15 protein-coding genes and 1 pseudogene are annotated in these 19,457 nt (G+C 51.4%); all 16 read right to left on the bottom strand.

Translation table 11 applies throughout. The features are described 5' to 3' along the window. Positions 1-91: 91 nt before the first annotated feature. Entirely contained in the window at positions 92-841 is a 750-nt protein-coding gene (locus JI735_RS31290; RefSeq protein ID WP_039838542.1) for a metal ABC transporter ATP-binding protein, read from the bottom strand. A 45-nt stretch (positions 842-886) separates the two neighbouring features. Continuing rightward, the gene (locus tag JI735_RS31295; protein WP_039838543.1) at positions 887-1,861 is read right to left on the bottom strand and encodes a metal ABC transporter solute-binding protein, Zn/Mn family; all 975 of its coding nucleotides are present in this window, start codon (positions 1,859-1,861) and stop codon (positions 887-889) included. Between the two features lie 165 nt (positions 1,862-2,026). After that, positions 2,027-4,051 carry a methionine--tRNA ligase gene (gene metG, locus JI735_RS31300; protein WP_202676774.1) on the bottom strand — a complete coding sequence of 675 codons (2,025 nt, stop codon included), beginning with the start codon at positions 4,049-4,051 and terminating at the stop codon, positions 2,027-2,029. Between the two features lie 348 nt (positions 4,052-4,399). Beyond that, positions 4,400-4,662: pseudogene (yidD, locus tag JI735_RS31305) on the bottom strand (membrane protein insertion efficiency factor YidD). Position 4,663: 1 nt separating this feature from the next. Beyond that, on the bottom strand, positions 4,664-5,125 hold the full coding sequence (locus JI735_RS31310; protein WP_039838548.1) for a Fur family transcriptional regulator: 462 nt from the start codon (positions 5,123-5,125) through the stop codon (positions 4,664-4,666). A gap of 156 nt (positions 5,126-5,281) precedes the next feature. Continuing rightward, a complete protein-coding gene (locus JI735_RS31315) occupies positions 5,282-7,252 on the bottom strand; it encodes a copper amine oxidase N-terminal domain-containing protein (protein ID WP_202676775.1) in 1,971 nt (656 codons plus the stop codon). Further along, positions 7,249-7,578, bottom strand: a complete 330-nt coding sequence (locus JI735_RS31320) for a hypothetical protein (RefSeq protein WP_202676776.1) — start codon at positions 7,576-7,578, stop codon at positions 7,249-7,251. Before JI735_RS31320 ends, JI735_RS31315 begins: the two co-directional genes overlap by 4 nt. Positions 7,579-7,974: 396 nt before the next feature. Next, positions 7,975-9,393, bottom strand: coding sequence for a sugar porter family MFS transporter (locus JI735_RS31325; RefSeq protein WP_039838550.1), 1,419 nt, complete (start codon positions 9,391-9,393; stop codon positions 7,975-7,977). A 235-nt stretch (positions 9,394-9,628) separates the two neighbouring features. Further along, positions 9,629-10,957 carry a response regulator gene (locus tag JI735_RS31330; RefSeq protein WP_202676777.1) on the bottom strand — a complete coding sequence of 443 codons (1,329 nt, stop codon included), beginning with the start codon at positions 10,955-10,957 and terminating at the stop codon, positions 9,629-9,631. A 5-nt stretch (positions 10,958-10,962) separates the two neighbouring features. Further along, positions 10,963-12,378 (bottom strand): sensor histidine kinase, encoded by a 1,416-nt coding sequence (locus JI735_RS31335; protein WP_039838553.1) that lies wholly within the window; start codon positions 12,376-12,378, stop codon positions 10,963-10,965. Beyond that, positions 12,375-13,373, bottom strand: coding sequence for a substrate-binding domain-containing protein (locus tag JI735_RS31340; RefSeq protein ID WP_039838554.1), 999 nt, complete (start codon positions 13,371-13,373; stop codon positions 12,375-12,377). Before JI735_RS31340 ends, JI735_RS31335 begins: the two co-directional genes overlap by 4 nt. Before the next feature lie 171 nt (positions 13,374-13,544). Next, positions 13,545-14,336 (bottom strand): response regulator transcription factor, encoded by a 792-nt coding sequence (locus JI735_RS31345; protein ID WP_039838555.1) that lies wholly within the window; start codon positions 14,334-14,336, stop codon positions 13,545-13,547. Continuing rightward, positions 14,314-16,176 (bottom strand): cache domain-containing sensor histidine kinase, encoded by a 1,863-nt coding sequence (locus tag JI735_RS31350; protein ID WP_039838556.1) that lies wholly within the window; start codon positions 16,174-16,176, stop codon positions 14,314-14,316. Before JI735_RS31350 ends, JI735_RS31345 begins: the two co-directional genes overlap by 23 nt. A gap of 28 nt (positions 16,177-16,204) precedes the next feature. Further along, positions 16,205-17,035 carry a carbohydrate ABC transporter permease gene (locus tag JI735_RS31355; RefSeq protein WP_020429175.1) on the bottom strand — a complete coding sequence of 277 codons (831 nt, stop codon included), beginning with the start codon at positions 17,033-17,035 and terminating at the stop codon, positions 16,205-16,207. Beyond that, entirely contained in the window at positions 17,035-17,919 is an 885-nt protein-coding gene (locus JI735_RS31360) for a carbohydrate ABC transporter permease (protein WP_020429174.1), read from the bottom strand. The genes JI735_RS31355 and JI735_RS31360 overlap by 1 nt, the downstream gene beginning before the upstream one ends. Positions 17,920-18,015: 96 nt before the next feature. Next, positions 18,016-19,425: an extracellular solute-binding protein gene (locus JI735_RS31365; protein ID WP_039838557.1), complete on the bottom strand. Its 1,410-nt coding sequence runs from the start codon at positions 19,423-19,425 to the stop codon at positions 18,016-18,018. Positions 19,426-19,457: the final 32 nt, after the last annotated feature.

Here is a 19,457-nt window from a genome sequence, read left to right on the forward strand (position 1 = left end):
TATAGAGTGAACTTAAGTGACGCCCCCTGTCAACACAGGGATTCGTCGGGGCGCATACCTGATTCTTAAGTTCAGCTTATACAGAGTCAGATTATGAGATTGTATGCTGCAGGTTGTCTACGGCGCAATCCTGGGCGTCATGGGAATGGCGGCAGTAAAAATTGATTTTGCCGTTCTTTTGCACCGACTCCTCGCCCAGATAGTTCTTGATCATGTCAATGTCATGCGACACCATCAGGAACGTCATGTGGTGATGCGCATGCATATGCATAATCAATTCGAAGAACCCTGCCTGCGTCTCGGCATCAATGCCGACCGTAGGTTCGTCCAAAATCAGCAGATCGGGATGATTGATCAGCGCCCGGGCCAGAAAGACGCGCTGCTGCTGGCCGCCGGACAGCTGGCCGACTCTTTTATCCGCTATATCCTGTATCCGCATCACTTCCAGCGCATCGTCGCATTTCTGCTGCTGTGCTTTGGATACTCTGCGGATCAGATTTTTGTTATTGTATAATCCGGACATCACGACCTCACGCACAGTTGCCGGAAACAATGGGTTAAACGCGTTTTTCTGCGGCACATAGCCAATCCGCTCCCAGTCCTTGAACTTTTTGACCGATTGTCCGAACAGCTTGATTTCGCCGCTGGTTGCGGGGAGCAAACCGACGATCATTTTCAGAAGAGTGGTTTTACCTGCCCCGTTGGAGCCGATAATGCCGAGGAAATCCCGTTCCTTCACCGTATAGCTGAGTTCCGTTATTACCTTCTGTTCGCCGTAGGAGAAGGATAGGTCCTGTATTTCGATCATATGCTGATGGCAGTCCAGGGATACCGGTTGCATGTGAGTACCGCCTTTCACTTATACTTTCTACTTATACTTTCCTTATTATTGTAAGGCCAGAATCAGATTTTGCAAATTTTTCTCCATCAGGGTGAAATAATTGTCCCCATTCTTCTCCTGTGCTTCTGTCAGCCCTTCTACCGGATTAAGCACCATGGTGGATACCCCGGCTTCAGCCGCAAGAGTTTTGGCCAGTTTGTCCGATACCAGCTCTTCGAAGAAAATATAGCGGATGCCTTCCTTCTTCACCAGATCGGCAAGCTTCAGCAGGTCCTGGCTGCGCGGTTCCGCATCGGCGGACAGTCCCATAATGGCATGCTGGGTCAACCCGTAATCACGGGCCAAATAAGCAAAAGCCTGGTGGGATACCACAATCTCATGATTAGGCAGCTTGGCAAGTTCTGTTGCAAATTTACTGTCCAGCGCCTTCAGACGCTCCGCAAGCTTGTTGTAACGCTCTTCGTAACCATCCTTATGCGCAGGGTCAACAGACTGCAGGCTTTCTTTTATATTCTCCGCCATAATAAGCGCTGATCTGGGGCTTACCCAGGTGTGGGGGTCGGTATGCAGAGTGTCTGTGTGGCCTTCTGCTTCTGCTTCCCCTTCTCCACCATGATCATGCCCGTCTTCCTCGTCAGTCATGATATAATCAACACCTTTGCTGACCTCCACCGCTTTGGCTTCGCTGTCCGCATCCAGGCTCTTCAGGAAATTCGGCACCCAGCCTTCCAGCCCCGCTCCATTGTACAGGAACAGCTGAGCTTTGGAGGTATTGATAATATCCTGGCTGCGCGGTGTCCAATCATGCGGCTCTACACCTACCGGCAGCAGATTGATGGCATGGATATCCTCCCCGCCAATCTCGCTGGCAAATTCATATATAGGATAAAAAGTAGTAATTACGTTGACTTTACCTTCCACGATACTTCCGCTGCTCTTCGGACCACAGGCTGCAAGCAGCAAAAATACCAGCAAAGTCAGCGTAAGCAGCACGCCCCTGTGCAGGCTCTTGGTTAACATTGGATTGATCGACTCCTCAAATCGTAAATTTTACTATTTGAATTATAATAGTAATAGTTACGATAAGTCAACAAGCCCACTACAACCTAAACAATAAAAAAAGGACAACTGCGCCATTTTCGCAGGTTGTCCCTTTCTGTAAGCCAAGGCCGGATCAGTCCCGGCCTACTTCACAATCGCGCCGTTCGGCATGCTGTCCGGCACGGTGGCAATGGTCAGCTGGTCGCCTTTGGAGGCGGCCAGGATCATGCCCTGCGACAGCTCGCCGCGCAGCTTCACCGGCTTCAGGTTCACAATGCAGATCACCTTGCGTCCCACCAGGTCCTCCGGTGTGTAGAACTTGGCAATGCCGGAGACCACCTGGCGCTGCTCATAGCCCAGATCCAGCTGCAGCTTCAGCAGCTTATCCGCCTTCTTCACCGGTTCGGCCGCGATAACCTGGGCCACCCGCAGCTCCGCTTTGGCGAAATCGTCGATGCCGATTTCTTCCTTGTGCTCCTCCTCCGGCCCGGCTGCTGCGGCTGGTGCGGCTCCGGCTTCAGGAGCCGGCTCCGCCTCCGCTGCCGCCGGTTTACCGGCGCCCATCGCTTCGGCGATGTAGGCCACTTCCTGCGCCACATCCAGGCGCGGGAAGATCGGATCGCCTTTTGCAAGCTTCGTGCCGGCCGGAATCAGGCCGAAGGACTTGCCGCTGTCCCAGGTGGTCAGCTCACCCGGCTCAATACCGAGCTGCTGCCAGATTTTGGCCGGTGCCTCGGTCAGGAACGGCTGCAGCAGAATGGATGCGGTGCGCAGCCCTTCCACGAGATGTCTCATCACAGAAGCCAGCTCGCCATTACGGCTCTCGTCCTTCGCGAGCACCCAAGGCTGAGTCTCATCGATATATTTATTCGTCCGGCTGATGAACGCGCCAATCGCTGTGAGCGCTACAGAGAACTCCATTTTTTCCATAGCTTCTTCCACTTTGGCATATGTGCTCTTAGCCGCTGCCTCAAGCTCACCGTCAACAGCAGTCACATTGCCCGCGTAGGCCGGAAGCACACCAGCGAAATACTTTTCCACCATGGCCCCCGTGCGGTTCAGCAGGTTTCCAAGGTCATTTGCGAGGTCATAGTTGACACGGTCGACAAAGCTCTCCGGGGTGAAGGTGCCATCCGAGCCGAACGGAACCTCGCGCAGGAGATAGTAGCGCAGCGCATCCAGGCCATAGCGGTCGATCAGGGTTACGGGGTCCACGACATTGCCCTTGGATTTGGACATTTTGCCGTCCTTCATCAGCAGCCAGCCATGCGCAAACACCTTTTTCGGCAGCGGTTCGCCAAGCGCCATCAGAATGATCGGCCAATAAATCGTATGGAAACGGACAATTTCCTTACTCATAATATGAACATCCGCAGGCCAGAATTTATCGTACAGGCTGCGGTCCCCGGAGCCATAGCCCAGGGCTGTGATATAATTGGTCAGGGCATCGATCCATACATAGACCACATGCTTGTCATCGCCTTTGACCTTAACGCCCCAATCAAACGTTGTCCGGGAGACGGCCAGATCCTCCAGCCCCGGCTTGATGAAATTGTTGATCATTTCATTTTTGCGCGATTCCGGTTGAATAAAATCCGGGTTCTCCTCATAATACGCCAGCAGCCTGTCCACATATTTGCTCATCCGGAAGAAATAGCTTTCCTCCTTCACCAGCTGGACGGGATGGCCGCTATCCGGGCTTTTGCCCCCGATCACCTTGCCGTCCGCATCACGCTCGATATCCACCAATTGAGTTTCTGTGTAAAAGGTTTCATCCGAGATACAGTACCAGCCCTCATATTCCCCCTTGTAAATATCGCCCTGCTTCAGCAGCCGGTCAAAAATATCCGCCACCACCTGTTTATGGCGCTCCTCCGTGGTACGGATAAAATCGTCATTAGAGATGTCCAGCTTGCGCCACAGCTCCTTGATTCCCACCACGATGTCGTCGACGAACGCCTGCGGCGTCTTGCCGGCCTTTGCTGCCTTCTCTTCAATCTTCTGCCCATGCTCATCGGTACCGGTCAGATAACGGACTTCATAGCCGCGCAGCCGCTTGTAGCGGGCCATAGCATCCCCGGCCACCGTCGAGTAGGCATGGCCGATATGCAGCTTGTCGCTCGGATAATAGATCGGGGTTGTCAGATAAAATGTTTTCTTGTCGCTCATTTCCTGGTCATCCTTTCGTCTTGGCAAACACAAAAAACTCCCGCCCCGATATGGGGCGAGAGATTACTCACGCGATACCACCCAAAATTCCCCGGCTCCTCACAGAGCACAGGCTTCGCCAGTTCCCGCCTGGGAACTGTCCATTAACGCTGGATCACGCCGTAGCCTTACGCATCCGCCCTTGCACGGCCTGCCGCTCGCCTACAGTTCCTCCCGGACCATATTCGACCTGGCGTACCATACCGGTTCCCAGCGCTTCCGGCTCTCTGTAATGGTCGTCCTGATCTACTTATCCGTTCTTTGGAAATCATCGTATTATTCAAAATATACCCATGTGCAGGCTTCATGTCAAGTTGGCTTGACTGATTCATCCCCCGATAACCGTTCATCCCGCGGCGGCACCGGATCAAGCCCTCCGGGATGAAAGGGATGGCATCTGGCGATCCGCTTGGCGGCAAGCCATGAGCCCTTTACCGGACCATGGACCTCGATCGCCTCCAGAGCATAGGCTGAGCACGTGGGATAGAACCGGCAGGTTGCCGGTTTGATGGGGAGATATACTTGCGGTATACACGGATTGGCGCCTGAATGGCTCTGCGTCCCGCACTCATGTCAGTGGCCTTCTTTGCCGTGTGCCGCCAGGGCTGTCTCTTCTTCACGGTGCTGTTCACATTCCTTGCAGTAGCCGAACACCTCGAATTTATGCTTAACCACCCGGAACTGGTCGGGCGTATCCGTCAGATTCATCGGGCAGAAATGAATCGGGTAAGTCTTCATGCATTGAAGACAAATCATATGGTGATGGTGATGATCCTGATTACAGCTGCCTTTGAACTTCACCCCGTCCTCAAACACCACTTGCTCCAAAACTCCCAGCTCCTCCATCACCCGCAGATTGCGGTATACGGTATCGAAGCTGAGTCCGCTGTATTTGCGGCCCATATGCTCATATACATCCTTGGCGGATAAATATCCCGTATTCTCGCCGAATAGCTTGGCAAGCGTTTTGCGCTGATCGGTGATTCGCAGTCCCTGCCCCGACATGGCTTCCAGTATTTGATCTGTCGACAGCATTCGCTCATCTCCCATAACATGGTCTTTGTGTTGCACTCTCTTTATAATGCCCCAAAACCAAAGCCCCGTCAATGAAGCCGCGCTTACCGGCAGCAAAAGGCCCGCCAGCCATTCCCCATAGGAAGTGCTGACGGGCCTGTTAGTGAAGCCGCCGGCTTATTTAGGAGCCGGAATCGGTGTGAAGACAAGGTTCACCGGAAGATTGCTGCCGGAAGCAACCGAGAATACGATATCCACCGGACCTTCGTAGTTCCCCGAGCGGTAGACCACGGCATTCATATCGGAACTGGCCAAGTTTCCTTTGTTCGGCAGATTGACAATCGTACCGTTGACCATCAGCGAGCCCAGATAATTGCCTCCGCGCGGATTGAACGTAATCAGCGTATTCTTAGCGACACTCTCAAGCCTGATTTTGTAGAGTACACCGAAGTTACCTGCGTTTGAAGCCTCAGTTCCGCTCATCGGATCGGTACCAATCAGATTCTTGTCTTTGTCGTTGTCGCCAAGCACCAGCTTGGATTGTGTGGCCCCAACCTGATCGAACACACTGATGATGCGGGTCGAATCCGGGTAGGTTCCCCGGTTGTGCACCCCATCACGGTCCAGCAGAGGAAGCGTTGACAGCAGCGCTACCGGATCTTTACTCTGCTCAACCATCACAACATCATACTGCACAGCTAAATCACTGAACAGATCCGCGCTCAGCGAGAGCACTTCACCGGGCTTCATGGCGATTTTGCTCACGTCAGTCATAATGGGAATACTCTGTCCCGGCTGAAGCGTGATGGTTCCATAGCTGGAGTTGGTGAGCATGGAATTAAAATATTTCTGGATCGAAATTTTACCTGTATATTCCGGCGACAAGGCCGGACCGGCAATCCCCAGGTACTGGGTGGTAATCGTCGTTGGATACAGATTGCGGTTCGTTGCAATAACATACAGCTTTTGTCTTGTAGACATATTGTTCATGTGATGGACCAGAAAACGGGTGGAGCCAAGTGCAGTTTCGCGGTACAGCACGCCCTCGGCGTTGACCGTTTCCGGACTGTTGCTGCGAATCAGCATATAAGGCTCGGAAGATAAATTGTACGTCAGGTTAGGCAGTCCCGGAATCATTCCGCCGTCCATAGAGATAATGTCTCCCGGAACAGTGAACAGCTTCGCTACCTCATCCTGGGTATACATTTGTTCGCTTGTAATATTGATGGTTTTTTCGAACGTGCTGCTCAATCCATGTTTGTCTGTCACTTTGAGCTGAAGCGAAACAGGTCCCGGATTAAAATAAGCCAGTGCGCGGTTCGTCCATTCAACCGTCAGCTCTTCTCCTTCAGGGTCCGTACTAAGGTCGGTAAGGGTAACCGGCTCACCCATTTTGTATTCATCTTTATCCGTTGAGAAATTCGCCACTGGCGGCTGGTTCGGCTGCAGCACTTGAATGGTCGCGGAATACGGATCACTCCATAGTCCGGCTGCATCCTGGACCGAATAAGTGATTGTATAAAAGCCCGGCTGATCGTACATGTCTTTTTTATTTTCATTCCAAAGCTCTTGTACAATGGCAGTGCCGTTTGGTGATGAGTTTTTGGTTACAAAAGTCACCGGTGTTACTCCGGCGTAGATTTCTGCAGGCTGTACCGTAAAGGAAGCCGTTGGCTTTGTGTTCAGCTCAAGAATGACACGTTTTCCCACATTATCTACAGAATATTTTAATGAAAGGGCTTTGGTAATCGAGGTCAGAGGAATCATGAACGTGCCCTTGAACTGGTATGCAGGCCCTTTCATGGTCTCCTTGCTGCCATTTACCGTATAAATCTTGCTGTCCGTCTTAAAGCGCATGATGCTGTCGCCCTTGGTTACAATAACTTCCTTTGTTTTGTAATCATAGGTATATTTCACCTTAACCATATCCACCATGGCACGGATCGAAACATAGGACACCCCATTTTTGACGGCCATTGGCTGGTTGGCCAAATACTCTTTGCCGTTCATGTACATTTTGTTGCTGTTCATCATGAGGATGAGCTGGTTTGCTCCTGCAGCAGGGATAATCTGTCCTCCGGTGGCAAGCGGTGCAACCAGGCCAGGAGCTTCAGTAGGCAGCGCCGACGCTCCAGGGAGCGGGGTCATTGCCGGATCCGGGTTGCAGCCGGCAGTGCAGAACTAGTCGGCACCGGTGTCGCATTAGGTAAAGAAGTAGTTACCGGTGCCGTTGTTGGTATAGATGTTGGTACCGGCGTAGGCGTAGGCGTTGCACTGCCCGGTGACACCAGCGGGGGCAGCGGATCTGTTGATTCAGGCATTAGAGTCGCCGCAGGCGTCGGGGTAGCCTCGGCCGCTTGAACTACTGTGCCGGATATAGTTGTAGTGCTTACAGGGGCGGCAAAAGCCGGCACTGCCGCTGCAACCTGCGATACAGCCAGGATTGCAACTAAAGATAATTTTTTCAAATTCATGGTATAACTCCTTCTGCTCCCATTTGTGTTATATAAGGAAATTAAGACTTTCTGTGCACGCCTTATATTCCCGCAAAAACACAGCATCCAAACGGATCAGCCGCTGCGGTTTTTGCCACGTTCATTTTACAAAACATAGTATTAGACGCATGACACCCCAAAAAGTTTCATTAAATATTAAGAAAAGATCAAAAATAATTACCATTTTTTTCACAAAAACAAGGACATACACCTACTGGATTCATTTTTGCCCTCCCGCTCTTATTATCGCCGATTGCCCATTTCATTCTCACGGTTTTCTTTTTTTCTCCATACAAAAGAGACGCTTACCATTGGGAACAAGGTAAGCGTCTCTTTTCGTGCATTTCCTGTATATTTGCATAGCTTATAGGGCGATTAGTTATGGACTTCAGACCTTTTCCCCGTCCACATAGCCTCCATTTGCTCAAGCGATCTGCCCTTCGTTTCAGGAACGGCCCGCCAAATAAACAGAAGAGAGAACAAAGAGGCAATCCCGAAAATCCAGAAGGTATTAGCAGGACCCGCCGAACTCAGCAATGGCGGGAAAAGCTGGGATACCAGATAATCGCCGGCCCATAGGGCCATCGAAGCGATTGCGACCGCTTTGCCCCGGATGCGGTTCGGAAAAATCTCCGACAGCATCACCCATACAACCGGTCCAAGCGATATGGCGAAAGAGGCGACATAAATCAGAATCAAGATCAACACGAGCGGCCCCGTAGTCAAGTCCATTTGAAAAGCAGCTCCGATAATCGCCAGACAGAGGGTCATTAATGAGGTTCCGGTCAGAAGCAGCGCTTTCCTGCCCACCTTGTCGATGAGCCATACCGAAATAATGGTGAACAGCACATTGATCAGTCCAATCCAGATGGTCTGTGTCAGAGAAGCATCCGTACCGAGTCCCATTCCTTTGAATATTTCGGGGGCATAGTACAAAATGGCGTTGATGCCGGTAATATGCTGCATTACGGCGAGCATGACACCGATGAAGAGTGCACTCCGGATGCCGGGAGTGAACAATTGCTTGAACGAATCGCTTTCATTATTGAACGACTCCTTGATATCGAGAACTTCCTGCTTAGCGGCTTCTTCCCCATGGATTTTCACCAGAATCGGCAGCGCTTCATAGGGCCGGTTCCGTTTGATGAGCCATCTGGGACTCTCAGGTATGAACAGCATGAGGATCATGAACAACAGTCCCGGAACGGCCCCCACTCCGAACATCCAGCGCCAAGCGGTAGAAACATCCCAAGCTTCGTCTCCCATACCGACAATCCACAGATTCAAAAAGTAAACCAGGAATATGCCCGAGACGATAGCCAACTGGTTCAGAGCAACCAGACGTCCCCGGTATTTGGCAGGGGCGATTTCCGCATTATAGACAGGGCAGATGGTGGAAGTAATCCCAATGCCGATGCCGCCGATCATGCGGGCGATAATATACCCTGTAAAAGTATCCTGTACCGCCGAGCCCACCGAACCGAGAATGAACAGAATGGCTGCGGCTAACAGCACCTTCTTTCTTCCAAATCGTTCACTCATATACCCTGAAAGCGCAGCACCTGTTACACTTCCCACAATCAAGCTGGATACCGCCCATCCCACTTGAAATTCGCTGAGTGCAAAATGCTGCTGCAGCAGACCGACCGCCCCCGAGACGACCGCAATATCAAAGCCGAACAAGATGCCTCCAAGCGCCGCAACAATCGATACCAGCGTAACAAAAAGCATATTGGGCTTCTCATTTTTAAGCGCTTTCGTCTGAGATATCTCTTTATTAATAACAATAGCCATTTCCGTTACTCCCTTCCATGTATCTATCTCTAACCCTTCAAGATAGTTCCTGTGAAGAAGTATAGCACGCGTTTTGCCTGCGGAAGCCGGCTATCGTCTTCACTAAATGGGCGATTATAAGCACTATCTTGACCTTGAGCCGGGAACGGAAGAGGGCTGTGAGGAGACTAGCATTTTTTTGACTGTATACCTCAAAAAAATCCATGCCGGGGATCCGGCATGGAACTTCAAAGGACTATTGCTGCTTCCCCCGGAACTCGGTGGGCGAAACGCCGGTTATCTTTTTGAAGACGCGGCTAAAATAATTGGGGTCCTTGTAACCCGCTTCAAAGCTGACCTCCTTCAGGCTCAGCCGGCCTTCGCCAATAAGCGAGATGGCTTTGTCAATCCGCAGCCGGGTTACGAAATCTATGAACGTTTCTCCGTATTCCTGTTTAAATATTTTGCTGAAGTAGTGGGGATTCAAATGGACGTAATCGGCGACCTCCTCCAGCGAAATATCGTCCGTGTAACGTTCCTCGATATATTTTTTGGCCCTGCCCAGCACCGTCAAAGTCTGCTCCTCCCGCTGCTCGCGAATCCGATGAAGTGCCGAAATGACGTAGGACTGCTGGGGAGCGGTGCTTATAGGCCCAGGGTCATGCGGTGAGCCTATCCGCTTCAGCTCTTCAAAGTGACTATAAGCTTCTCCGTTTTCCTGCAGCGTTGAAGCAAATACCGCTTCGAAATATGACTCGCGGAACCCCTCCTCTCCTCTTCGCAGCGATCCGATCCCGACGGCAGCCTGAATTCCCGTCTGCTGGGAGGCAAGCTCGAAAAGCTGCCTGGCAATCTCTTTATTCCTTTCACGCCAGTCGTTCTCACCCATGGAGAGAGGCTTCCGTACAAAAATGACGAGGTGATGGTCGATCAAGGAGCTTACAATGCTGGCAGAGCTATGGATTTTGACAAAGCTGCGGAAATGGTCGTAAATCTTCTTCTTCTCCTGCAAGGAGGGGTGCCCCTCGAAGGCCACAACGATGGCGCTTCCCTGATCAAGCGGGAAATCGAGCCACTCCGACAGCTGGGATGCGGTGGAATCCGCCGTCTGGTCAACCATTAATATCAATGCCAGTTCATTTTCAACGAGAGGCAGCAATTGGGACATTTTGTGGCGGAGCTCCAGCTCCTCGGCGCGCAGCTGCTTCTCCCGCTCGATCTCGGAGATCAATCTTTTCAGCGTGCCGATAATCTGTTCACGTTTGGCAGGCTTCAAAATATATTCCTTCGCCCCCAGAGAGAGCGCCTCCTGGGCATAAGCAAAATAATCATAGGCGGTAACAAGCACGAACCGGGTATCCGGCAGCCGCTCCTTCAGCTCGCGAAGCGCCTCCAGTCCGCCGATTCCAGGCATATTGATGTCCAGAATGACGATGTGGGGGCGATGCTCCTCCGCGCATTCGATTGCCTTGCGTCCGTTGCCGGCATGAATGAAGCGGAATATCCCCGGCATGGACCGCTCCACGGTTAATTCCAGCCCCTCTCTTTCCAAGGGCTCATCATCCGCGATCAGAAGCCTGTACATAAATTTTACTCACCTCCCTTTCCTGCAGGAATTCTAATGGTTATCGTTGTTCCTTGACCAAGCCTGCTGTGGATTCGGACCAAATTCTCCTCTCCAAAAAACAGTTGAAGCCGTTTCAATACATTCCGCGTACCGAGTCCGGTGGACTTGCCGCTCTCAGCTCCGGCTTCCAGCCGCAAGATGGACTGCAAAGTCTCCTCAGGCATCCCGATCCCGTTGTCCGAAATCTCTATCCACACCTCGCCGCCGGTTCTCCGAAGCACCAGGCTGATAACAGCTCCACTCTCCATATTGGCTACACCGTGCAGAAAAGCATTCTCGACAATTGGCTGAAGCGTCAGAGCCGGTATCTCCTCCTGCAATACAGACGGATCGAAATCCAGTTCAAACCGGATGCGTTCCCGAAAGCGCGCCTGCTGGATCGCGGCATATTCCTGGATATGGGCAATTTCGTCCTGCAGTGTAACAGGCTTGTCCAGCTTCTGCAGGCTGTATCTGAGCAGATTCGACATTGAGACGATCAAATCGCTTGTCCTATCGGCTCCTTCCAGCAGTGCCAGTCTGGAGAGCACATTAAGAGTGTTGAACAAAAAATGGGGATTGATTTGGCTCTGGAGAGCCTGAAGCTCCAGTTCCTTCACAAGACGCTGCATTTCCAGGCTCTTTTTGTCCCGTTCAATGAGAACGCTGAGGTCAGCCGACATTTGCTGGATAGCATTCGAGAGGATGCCGAGTTCGTCATCCCTGCTTGGCTGGGGGCCGATGTCCAGATTTCCTGTAGCGATTTGCTTGGCCAGACCGACCAATCTGCCGACAGGCCCCGTAATGCTGCGCGAGGCCCAGACCGCGAGCAGCACCCCCATAAGCGCATTCATCCCGAATAATGCCGCACCCAGCCGGTTCATCCGATCGTTCTCCTCCCGGATATTCTGGATGATCGGTCGGTAAAACGCCAGCTCTGCATCGACCAGCTGCTGACCTTCCTCACGGATATAACCGACGATCTTCTCAGCTTCCGCATAATGCTCAAAGGCGATCTGAGGGTCTTCCGAGGCGGAAGCTTGGATGGCAGCCTGCTTTTGTTCAAGAAAGCTGGCGGTCATACTGATGTAATCCTCCAGTGTGAACGAAACGTCAGTCTGCCCGCCTTCCTGTTTGATTTCGCCACTCAACCGCTCCAACTGGCCGCCTGCAGATTTCATCTCCGCTTGATCTATTCGCGGATCAAGCAGAAAGGCATACAGAAGCTTTAGATTAGTATCCGCCCATTCGGTGCTCTGCTCGATAAGAAGAATCCGGCCCAGCATTTCATCGTAACTCCGCTGAACAACCTTTCCACTTTGGAACACAAAAAATGCAATGGTGTTGGCCAGTACCACAAGGAGGGGGATACCAATCAGCAGCTTGGCTCGAATCGTCATTCCGTACCTCCTCCATCATCCGGGTTCAGAGACTCCTTCGTGATTACATAGGTTTTGGTATACGTCAAGGTGGGAGGGGGGCTTCCGCTGAAATAATCATGGAGCTGTTCAATGGCCTGCTCCCCCATCTCAACGGGCTGCTGCACAACAGCTGATTCGATCTTCGATTGGCGGATGGCATCCACCGTTTCTTCCATATCGTCAAATGCAAAAATATGCAGTCCGGTTGCACCAAGCCGCTCTTTGGCCTCCAGGAATCCCAGGCCGTCCATGGAACTGAACCCGACCATGAAGCGGATATTCGGACTCTGGATAAGCATCTTCTGCGCCTGCTGCGCAGCCTGAAGCCGCGAAATGTCTGAAGCTCTGATTTCCACGATTTGAAGTCCGGGATAGCGTCCGATAACAGAGCGGAATCCGGCTAGTCTAAGCCGCTGGTTCTCGGCCTGCTCATTGCTGATCAGCACTCCGATGTCGCCCCGCTCACCGGAGGCCTGCACCACAAGCTCTCCCATTTGTCTCCCGGCCCGCTCGTTATCCGTTCCGACGTAAGCCACTCTTTCGGATTCCGGTTCATCCGTATCCACCGTGATGACAGGGATGCCAAGACCCGCAGCCTTGTCGATCAGCCGGCGGTAATCCGGATTGTTAAGGCCCTGAATCAGAATGGCGTCGGGTTTGCTTGCAATTGTCTTGTCCAGCAGCTTGATCTGCTCGGCCGGATTGATGCGGTCCGGGCCGATATAATCCAGCCGCATGGCGTAGGAGGCGGCAGCTTTGCGGGCGCCCTGTTCAATAGACCGCCAGAAATAATTGTCCAGCTCCTGGGAAATCAGCACAACCTTTGGACCGGATACTGCGGCACTCGGCGAAGCCGCCTTCAGCGGCTCGACCAATCGATGAATCTGGAGAAAGGACAGGGTGAATTGAGCCAGCAGCCAGGCGAACAGCAGAAAGAGTGGGATAAGAGCAAAGATCCATTTACGGTTTGACATGCCTGCGCTCCTTTTATCCGGTTATTATAAGATTGGTATAACTCATTATACACGAAGATATCCATCGGTTCGCGAATCATAGGGGCGCAAGAAGAAGCCACCACCTCAAAGGAGCTATGCCCTTAAAAGTGATGGCTTGTTTAGTTATATACGTGTCGCACTGCGTCATACTCACCGTATTCCCGGTACTTTATGCTGATCGCGGTATTCTTTAGGAGTCATTCCCGTCTGCTTCTGGAACACTTTTGTAAAATACCGGCGCTCCTGATAACCCACACCCGTGCTGATTGCCGCAATGCTCTTGTCGCTGCTGGCCAGCATGAACTTCGCCGCCTCCATCCGCTGGAGAGTAACATACTCCACAAAGGTCATGGCAAACCGGTTCTTGAACAGCAGGCAAAAATAACTGCTGCTGATCCCGATCTTATGTGCCACTTCCTCAATCCCGAGATCAAAACTCAGCCGCTCCGAAATATATTGGGCCGCCTGGTTCATCAGCTGATCCGGCGTTTTTTTGGCTGAGTCCTCTGCCGGGGTAAGTTCCTGAAACAGGGGAATACTGTTATAGAGCTTATCCTTGTACTGTTTGCTGCGGATGCGTGTGCCGATTTCCCGCACCTTGTTGCCCAGCTCCTCATAATGAATCGGCTTGCAGATATATTCCTTCACGCCCAGCCGGATGGCTTCCCGCGCGTAATCGAATTCCTGATAGCCGCTGAGCAGCAGAACCTCGCTGTCCAGCCCCATCTCGCGCAGCTTGCCTACGAAGGTTAATCCGTCCATGACAGGCATGCGGATATCGCACAGCACAAGATCCGGGGCCTGTTCCTCGGCAATGCGCAGTGCCTCCATGCCGCTGCGGGCCATGCCGTATATCTCCATCCCCATCTCCTGCCATGGCAGCACGCGCCGCAGATTGCCCAGAATCGGGGCTTCATCGTCAACCAATAATACTTTTAGCATAATGATCTTCCCCCTGCCCGTATTTAGGGATGACGCATTGGATGATAGTGCCTTCCCCTGGACTTGCGCAGATAAAAATCCCATATCTGTCGCCATATTCAATCCGGATGCGGTCAGCTACGCTGCGGACGCCGAGCCCGCGCCGCTCCAGATGAATGCCGTGCCCTGTTATGTCCCCGGAGTTCCGTTCGGCTGACTCCCCGGATTCACCCACCATGTACTGGAACATCCCGAGCTGGGCTGAAGTCATCCCGATTCCATTATCCTGGATTTGCAGAATCAGATTCCCGCGGTTCTCCCAGCCCTTTATCCTAACCAGGCCCTTGTAGTCAATGCCTTCGAAACCATGCTGGATACTGTTCTCGACGAGCGGCTGGAGAGTCAGCTTAAGGATTCCGCAGCCCATCAGCTCCTGGGGAATCTCAATCTCATAATCGAATACATCCTCGAAGCGGAATTTCTGGATATCCAGATAATTGCGCAGATGTGTGACTTCCTCTTCCAGCGTAATTTCATCCCTGTCCTGAATGCTGATCCGCAGAATACTGGCTAATCTGTAGACCATCTCGCTGACCTTGCGCCCTTCATTCTGCACGGCGAGCACATTGATCGACTCTAACGTGTTGAACAGAAAATGCGGTTTGATCTGTGCCTGCAGCACCCGCATTTCAGCCTGGTTTTTGCGCCGCTGCTCCACATGGACCCGATTGAACAAACTGTTGATTTTGTCCATCAGATCATTGAAGCCTTTGGCAAGCAGGGTCATTTCGTCGCTGCCCCTCTCTTCCACGCGCGTAGTGAGATCCCCATCCTCAACCCGGCGCATAAAACGGACAATCACAGCAATGCCGCCTGTAATCCGGTTCATAAAAAACAGGTTGAAGATCACTGCACCCAGCAGGCACAGGAAAATCACAACCACGAACCAGCGGGCAAACACAGTCACCTCACGGGACAACGAATCCCACGAAGTCACAGAGACCAGGCTCCAGGGATAGTCCTTAAGATGATAGACCGAGAGGATGCTCTTCTCCCCGGCGAATTCTGTTTTGAAGCTTTGGAATCCTTTTTGAAAGGCGAACTTCTTATTCGTAAATGAACGGAAGTCCTGTCCGTCCAGCTTGCGGTCCGGGTCGAACAGAATCATTCCGTCATCATTGACCAGCATAAAGGAAACCTTCTGGCCGCTGTCCCCGATTTTCAGATTGCGGAAGATCGATTCGAACTCCCAGTTCTTGATCTGCACCACCAGAATGCCGATATTCTGAAAAAAACTGAGCTCCTTCACCAGACGGATCTGTGTAAATACAGGCTCCGTTCCCGTCAGTTCCGGATATTCATGCGGTGCGAGCCATTTGGGCACACCATTAAGCTCCATAACTTCCTGGTACAGCTCACTTCCCTTGAACTTGTCATAGGGCAGCGTCCGGAAATTCTCCTTATTGAACACCGAGACGATCTCCGAGCTGCCTTTTCCATTAAAATTGTAAAGAAAAGCGTAGCTGATCGAAGGATGATTGTACAGCAGACTGCGGAAATTGCGCTGGCTGGCGTTCAGGCTGAGCTGCTCGGCATCCGTTAAATCCTGTTTGGACGGGTCCTCTGCGCTAAGGGCCATATGAAATACAGAGGTGGCAATTCCGTTGTCTGTGACATTGTCCATGTCCTTGAAGACGCTGGAAATACTATAGCTGATCGCTTTCAGCGAATATTCGGATTGCTGGCTGTACTTCTTTTCAATAGAATTATAAGTCACAAAAAACATAATCATGCCAAGAATAAACAGAGGAATGATAATCAGGCCCAGAAACGCCGTAAACAACCTGTAGCGCAAATTCATCGGCTAATGCCCCTGACTGTGAATAGGATTATCCTTTTACGCTGCCCGCTGTAACCCCTTCAATAATCTTCTCCTGCAAAATGGCGTAAATAATCACGACCGGAAGCACACTGTAGACAATGCCTGCGGACATCTGCGCGTAGTTCATCTGATACTGATCACGGAATTGGACCATTCCCACCGGGAGCGTGCGCAGCTCGTCATTCGAAAGAAAATAATTGGCCAGCAAAAACTCATTCCAATTTCCCAGGAAATTAACAATGAATACTGTAACCATGGCGGGAACCGTCAAAGGTACAATAATTCTAGCAAAGATACCCGGTGCCTTCAAGCCATCCACAACCGCCGCTTCCTCAATTTCACTGGGCAAAGAACGCATAAACGCCGCCAAAATAATAATCGTAAACGGAATGGCATTGGCAATATAAGGGATGATCAGCGCCCAGTGCGTATTCAGGATATGCAGCTTGCGCACAATCGTATAAATCGGAAGCATCAACGCATTGTTTGGGATCAGCATTCCTATCAGAACCAGCGAGAAAAGAATTTTATTCCACTTGCCCTGACGCATCCGCGTAACTGCAAAGGCGAACATCGAAGCCAGCAGAATGGATACCACCGAAGATAATATCGAAATGTATAAGCTGTTAAAAAAGTACGTGCTGATCTTGGCATTTACCCAGGCTTCAACATAATTGTTAAACACAAATTCCTTCGGGATGCCAAACGGGTTCAGCGCTATCGCATTATTGTCCTTCTTAACGGAAGAGAATAAGACAAACAGGAACGGAAACAGCACAACTACGAGATAACCCAGCAATGCGGCATGAGGAATGCCTTTTTTCAATGAGCGCACCATTAGTATTCAATCCTTTCATTACGCCGGGCGAACAGCAGCTGGTACAGCACCGTGACCACAAGCGTGAATATAAAGATCAGAACGGCTATGGCGTTCCCGTATCCGTATTTGAAGTTGGTAATTGCGTATTTAATCATATAGGTGGCCATTACCTCAGTTGAGCCTGCCGGTCCGCCCTTCGTCATAACAATCACGATATCCGCAGCCTTCATGGCACCGGCGATGGACAGCATAATCACAACGGAAATGATCGGCACGATGAGCGGCAAAGTGATGCGTGTAGCCCGCTGGAAGCGCGAAGCGCCGTCAATGGCTGCAGCCTCATCCAATTCTCCGGGGATGGACAGAATCGCTGCCAGCACCATTACAATATAGAATCCGGTCCACTGCCAGGCATTGGTGATCAGAATGGACAGCATAGCGAACCTTTCATCCGACAGCCAATATACCGGTTCGATTCCCACGATCCCCAGCACTTTATTGAATAATCCGATATTGGGCTCATAGATGAATCCCCACAGAATGCCAATAACCGCTGTAGACATAATGGAAGGCATGAACACTGCTGTTTTATAGAGTCCCTTCAGCTTTTTGACATTCGCAATCAGCAGCGAGAACAACACAATCAGGGGAACCTGAATGAATACAGAGAATAAAATAAACCAGCCGTTATTCTTGACCGAAACCCAGAAACGGTCATCGCCAAAGGCTTTTTCAAAGTTGCTCAGCCCTGTAAATTTAACGGTATCTGATACACCGTTCCAACTGGTCAGGCTGTAGTAAAGCGAGCTGAAAATCGGATAAATAAAAAATATCAAAAACAGGAGTAATGCAGGCAATATAAACAAAGTGAACACCAGTGGATTTCTGAGTGATTTGTTCATGTCTTTCCTCCGATTGCTTGAGAATCAGGGTGCTGGTTAGATCTGATAAAAATGTACCCTGGAGCAAGCACCAGGGTACATTCCGTGTACCGTTCCTTATTCCACTGCCGCGTTGGCTTCTTCTTGGACTTTTTGCAGAGCCTCGCCCATTTTTTCAGGGGTCGTCTGTCCGCCGATCAGCTTTTGAATCTGAATATTGCTGATTTCAGTAGTCACATCCGCCTGTACCAGCGAGTCGAAGGCCGGGAATGAAGATTCGGAGTTGTTCAGCACAGCCACAATTTCACTCATCAAATCGTCGGTAATATTTTTATTCAGTACAGCCTGATCAATCTTCATGGCAGGCAGCACGCCATCTTCAACCAATCCGCGAATCTGCATTTCCTCATTGTACATATTCTTAATGAAAGACTTCACTGCCGCAAGCTGGCGTTCATCCTCACCTGCAGAAGCCGAGAAGCCATATCCATTGTTCACGTCGCGCATCAAGGCTGTCTGATCGCCAACCCCTCCGTCCACTGGCGGGATATTGAAGAAGCCAACCTTGCCGATCAGGCCTTCGCCGGATTGGCCTGCCTTGAATACGGAGGACTTCCAGGTGCCGTCATACATTAGAATCGCTTCGCCGCTGGTGAACTGGGTAGTGTACTCAGCATATTCGAAGCCAAGCTCGCCTTTTTTGAAGTAGCCTTTGTCTTCCCATTCCTTATACTTGGCAAAACCTTTCACCACATTCGGATCACTCCATTTGGCTTCTCCGGTGGCGAATTTTGCCGTCACATCCGGCCCGGCATAACGCGACCAGAGATGGTTAGCCAGCATCAAAGGCACCCAGCCTGCTTTGGAGGCTCCGGCCAGCGGCACTTTGCCGTCAGCTTTGATATCTGCAAGCTGCTGTTCCAATTCCGCAAAGGTTGTAGGCGCCTTCCAGCCTTTGCTGGTGTAGTATTCTTTATTATAGAAGAAACCTTCACCGGAGCCGCCGATCGGCAGTCCGTAGATCTTACCTTCGTACGTAAACGGATCAAGATTGGAGAACTTGTCTTTGATGCCCAGCTCTTCCAGAATCGGTGTCAGATCAAGCAATTTGCCTTCCTTGGCGTATATTTTGGAGTCGGGGCTGCCGAAGAGGTCAAAAATCTCCGGAGGGTTGCCGGCCGCCATTTCACCGCGCAGCTTCTCCTTACGGTTGACATCCGAGTCCACACCGTCCAGCTTAAAAGTGAGTCCAGGGACTTCGGCCTGCACTTTCCCTACAACATCCTCCAGGATCGCGAGCCGCTTCTGTTTGTCGGCCCCCACCTGCGTATGACGAATGGTCATTTCAAAAGGCTCGCTGCTGGCCGGTTCTTCCGTAGCAGGCGCATTCGTAGCATTCCCGGCGTTAGCCCCCTTCGTTGCGGCTGCCTCACCGTTATTGTCTTTGGAATTGCTGCCGCCGCAGCCAGCCAATACTGCAGAGCTTACGAACAGCAGGGACAAGAGCAATGTTACACTTTTCTTCATTGGGGTGACCCTCCCTATATGTTGATTTCCCT

It is taken from the genome of Paenibacillus sonchi (assembly GCF_016772475.1).
GTDB classification, from domain to species: domain Bacteria; phylum Bacillota; class Bacilli; order Paenibacillales; family Paenibacillaceae; genus Paenibacillus_AQ; species Paenibacillus_AQ sonchi.

Coding starts and splice junctions, on each gene's coding strand:
- JI735_RS31330 (WP_202676777.1), bottom strand. CDS start 10,957: ATGTACAGGCTTCTGATCGCGGATGATGAGCCCTTGGAAAGAGAGGGG.
- JI735_RS31350 (WP_039838556.1), bottom strand. CDS start 16,176: ATGAATTTGCGCTACAGGTTGTTTACGGCGTTTCTGGGCCTGATTATC.
- JI735_RS31295 (WP_039838543.1), bottom strand. CDS start 1,861: ATGTTAACCAAGAGCCTGCACAGGGGCGTGCTGCTTACGCTGACTTTG.
- metG (WP_202676774.1), bottom strand. CDS start 4,051: ATGAGCGACAAGAAAACATTTTATCTGACAACCCCGATCTATTATCCG.
- JI735_RS31290 (WP_039838542.1), bottom strand. CDS start 841: ATGCAACCGGTATCCCTGGACTGCCATCAGCATATGATCGAAATACAG.
- JI735_RS31360 (WP_020429174.1), bottom strand. CDS start 17,919: ATGAACAAATCACTCAGAAATCCACTGGTGTTCACTTTGTTTATATTG.
- JI735_RS31365 (WP_039838557.1), bottom strand. CDS start 19,425: ATGAAGAAAAGTGTAACATTGCTCTTGTCCCTGCTGTTCGTAAGCTCT.
- JI735_RS31335 (WP_039838553.1), bottom strand. CDS start 12,378: ATGACGATTCGAGCCAAGCTGCTGATTGGTATCCCCCTCCTTGTGGTA.
- JI735_RS31315 (WP_202676775.1), bottom strand. CDS start 7,252: ATGACCCCGCTCCCTGGAGCGTCGGCGCTGCCTACTGAAGCTCCTGGC.
- JI735_RS31320 (WP_202676776.1), bottom strand. CDS start 7,578: ATGAATTTGAAAAAATTATCTTTAGTTGCAATCCTGGCTGTATCGCAG.
- JI735_RS31355 (WP_020429175.1), bottom strand. CDS start 17,035: ATGGTGCGCTCATTGAAAAAAGGCATTCCTCATGCCGCATTGCTGGGT.
- JI735_RS31340 (WP_039838554.1), bottom strand. CDS start 13,373: ATGTCAAACCGTAAATGGATCTTTGCTCTTATCCCACTCTTTCTGCTG.
- JI735_RS31310 (WP_039838548.1), bottom strand. CDS start 5,125: ATGCTGTCGACAGATCAAATACTGGAAGCCATGTCGGGGCAGGGACTG.
- JI735_RS31345 (WP_039838555.1), bottom strand. CDS start 14,336: ATGCTAAAAGTATTATTGGTTGACGATGAAGCCCCGATTCTGGGCAAT.
- JI735_RS31325 (WP_039838550.1), bottom strand. CDS start 9,393: ATGGCTATTGTTATTAATAAAGAGATATCTCAGACGAAAGCGCTTAAA.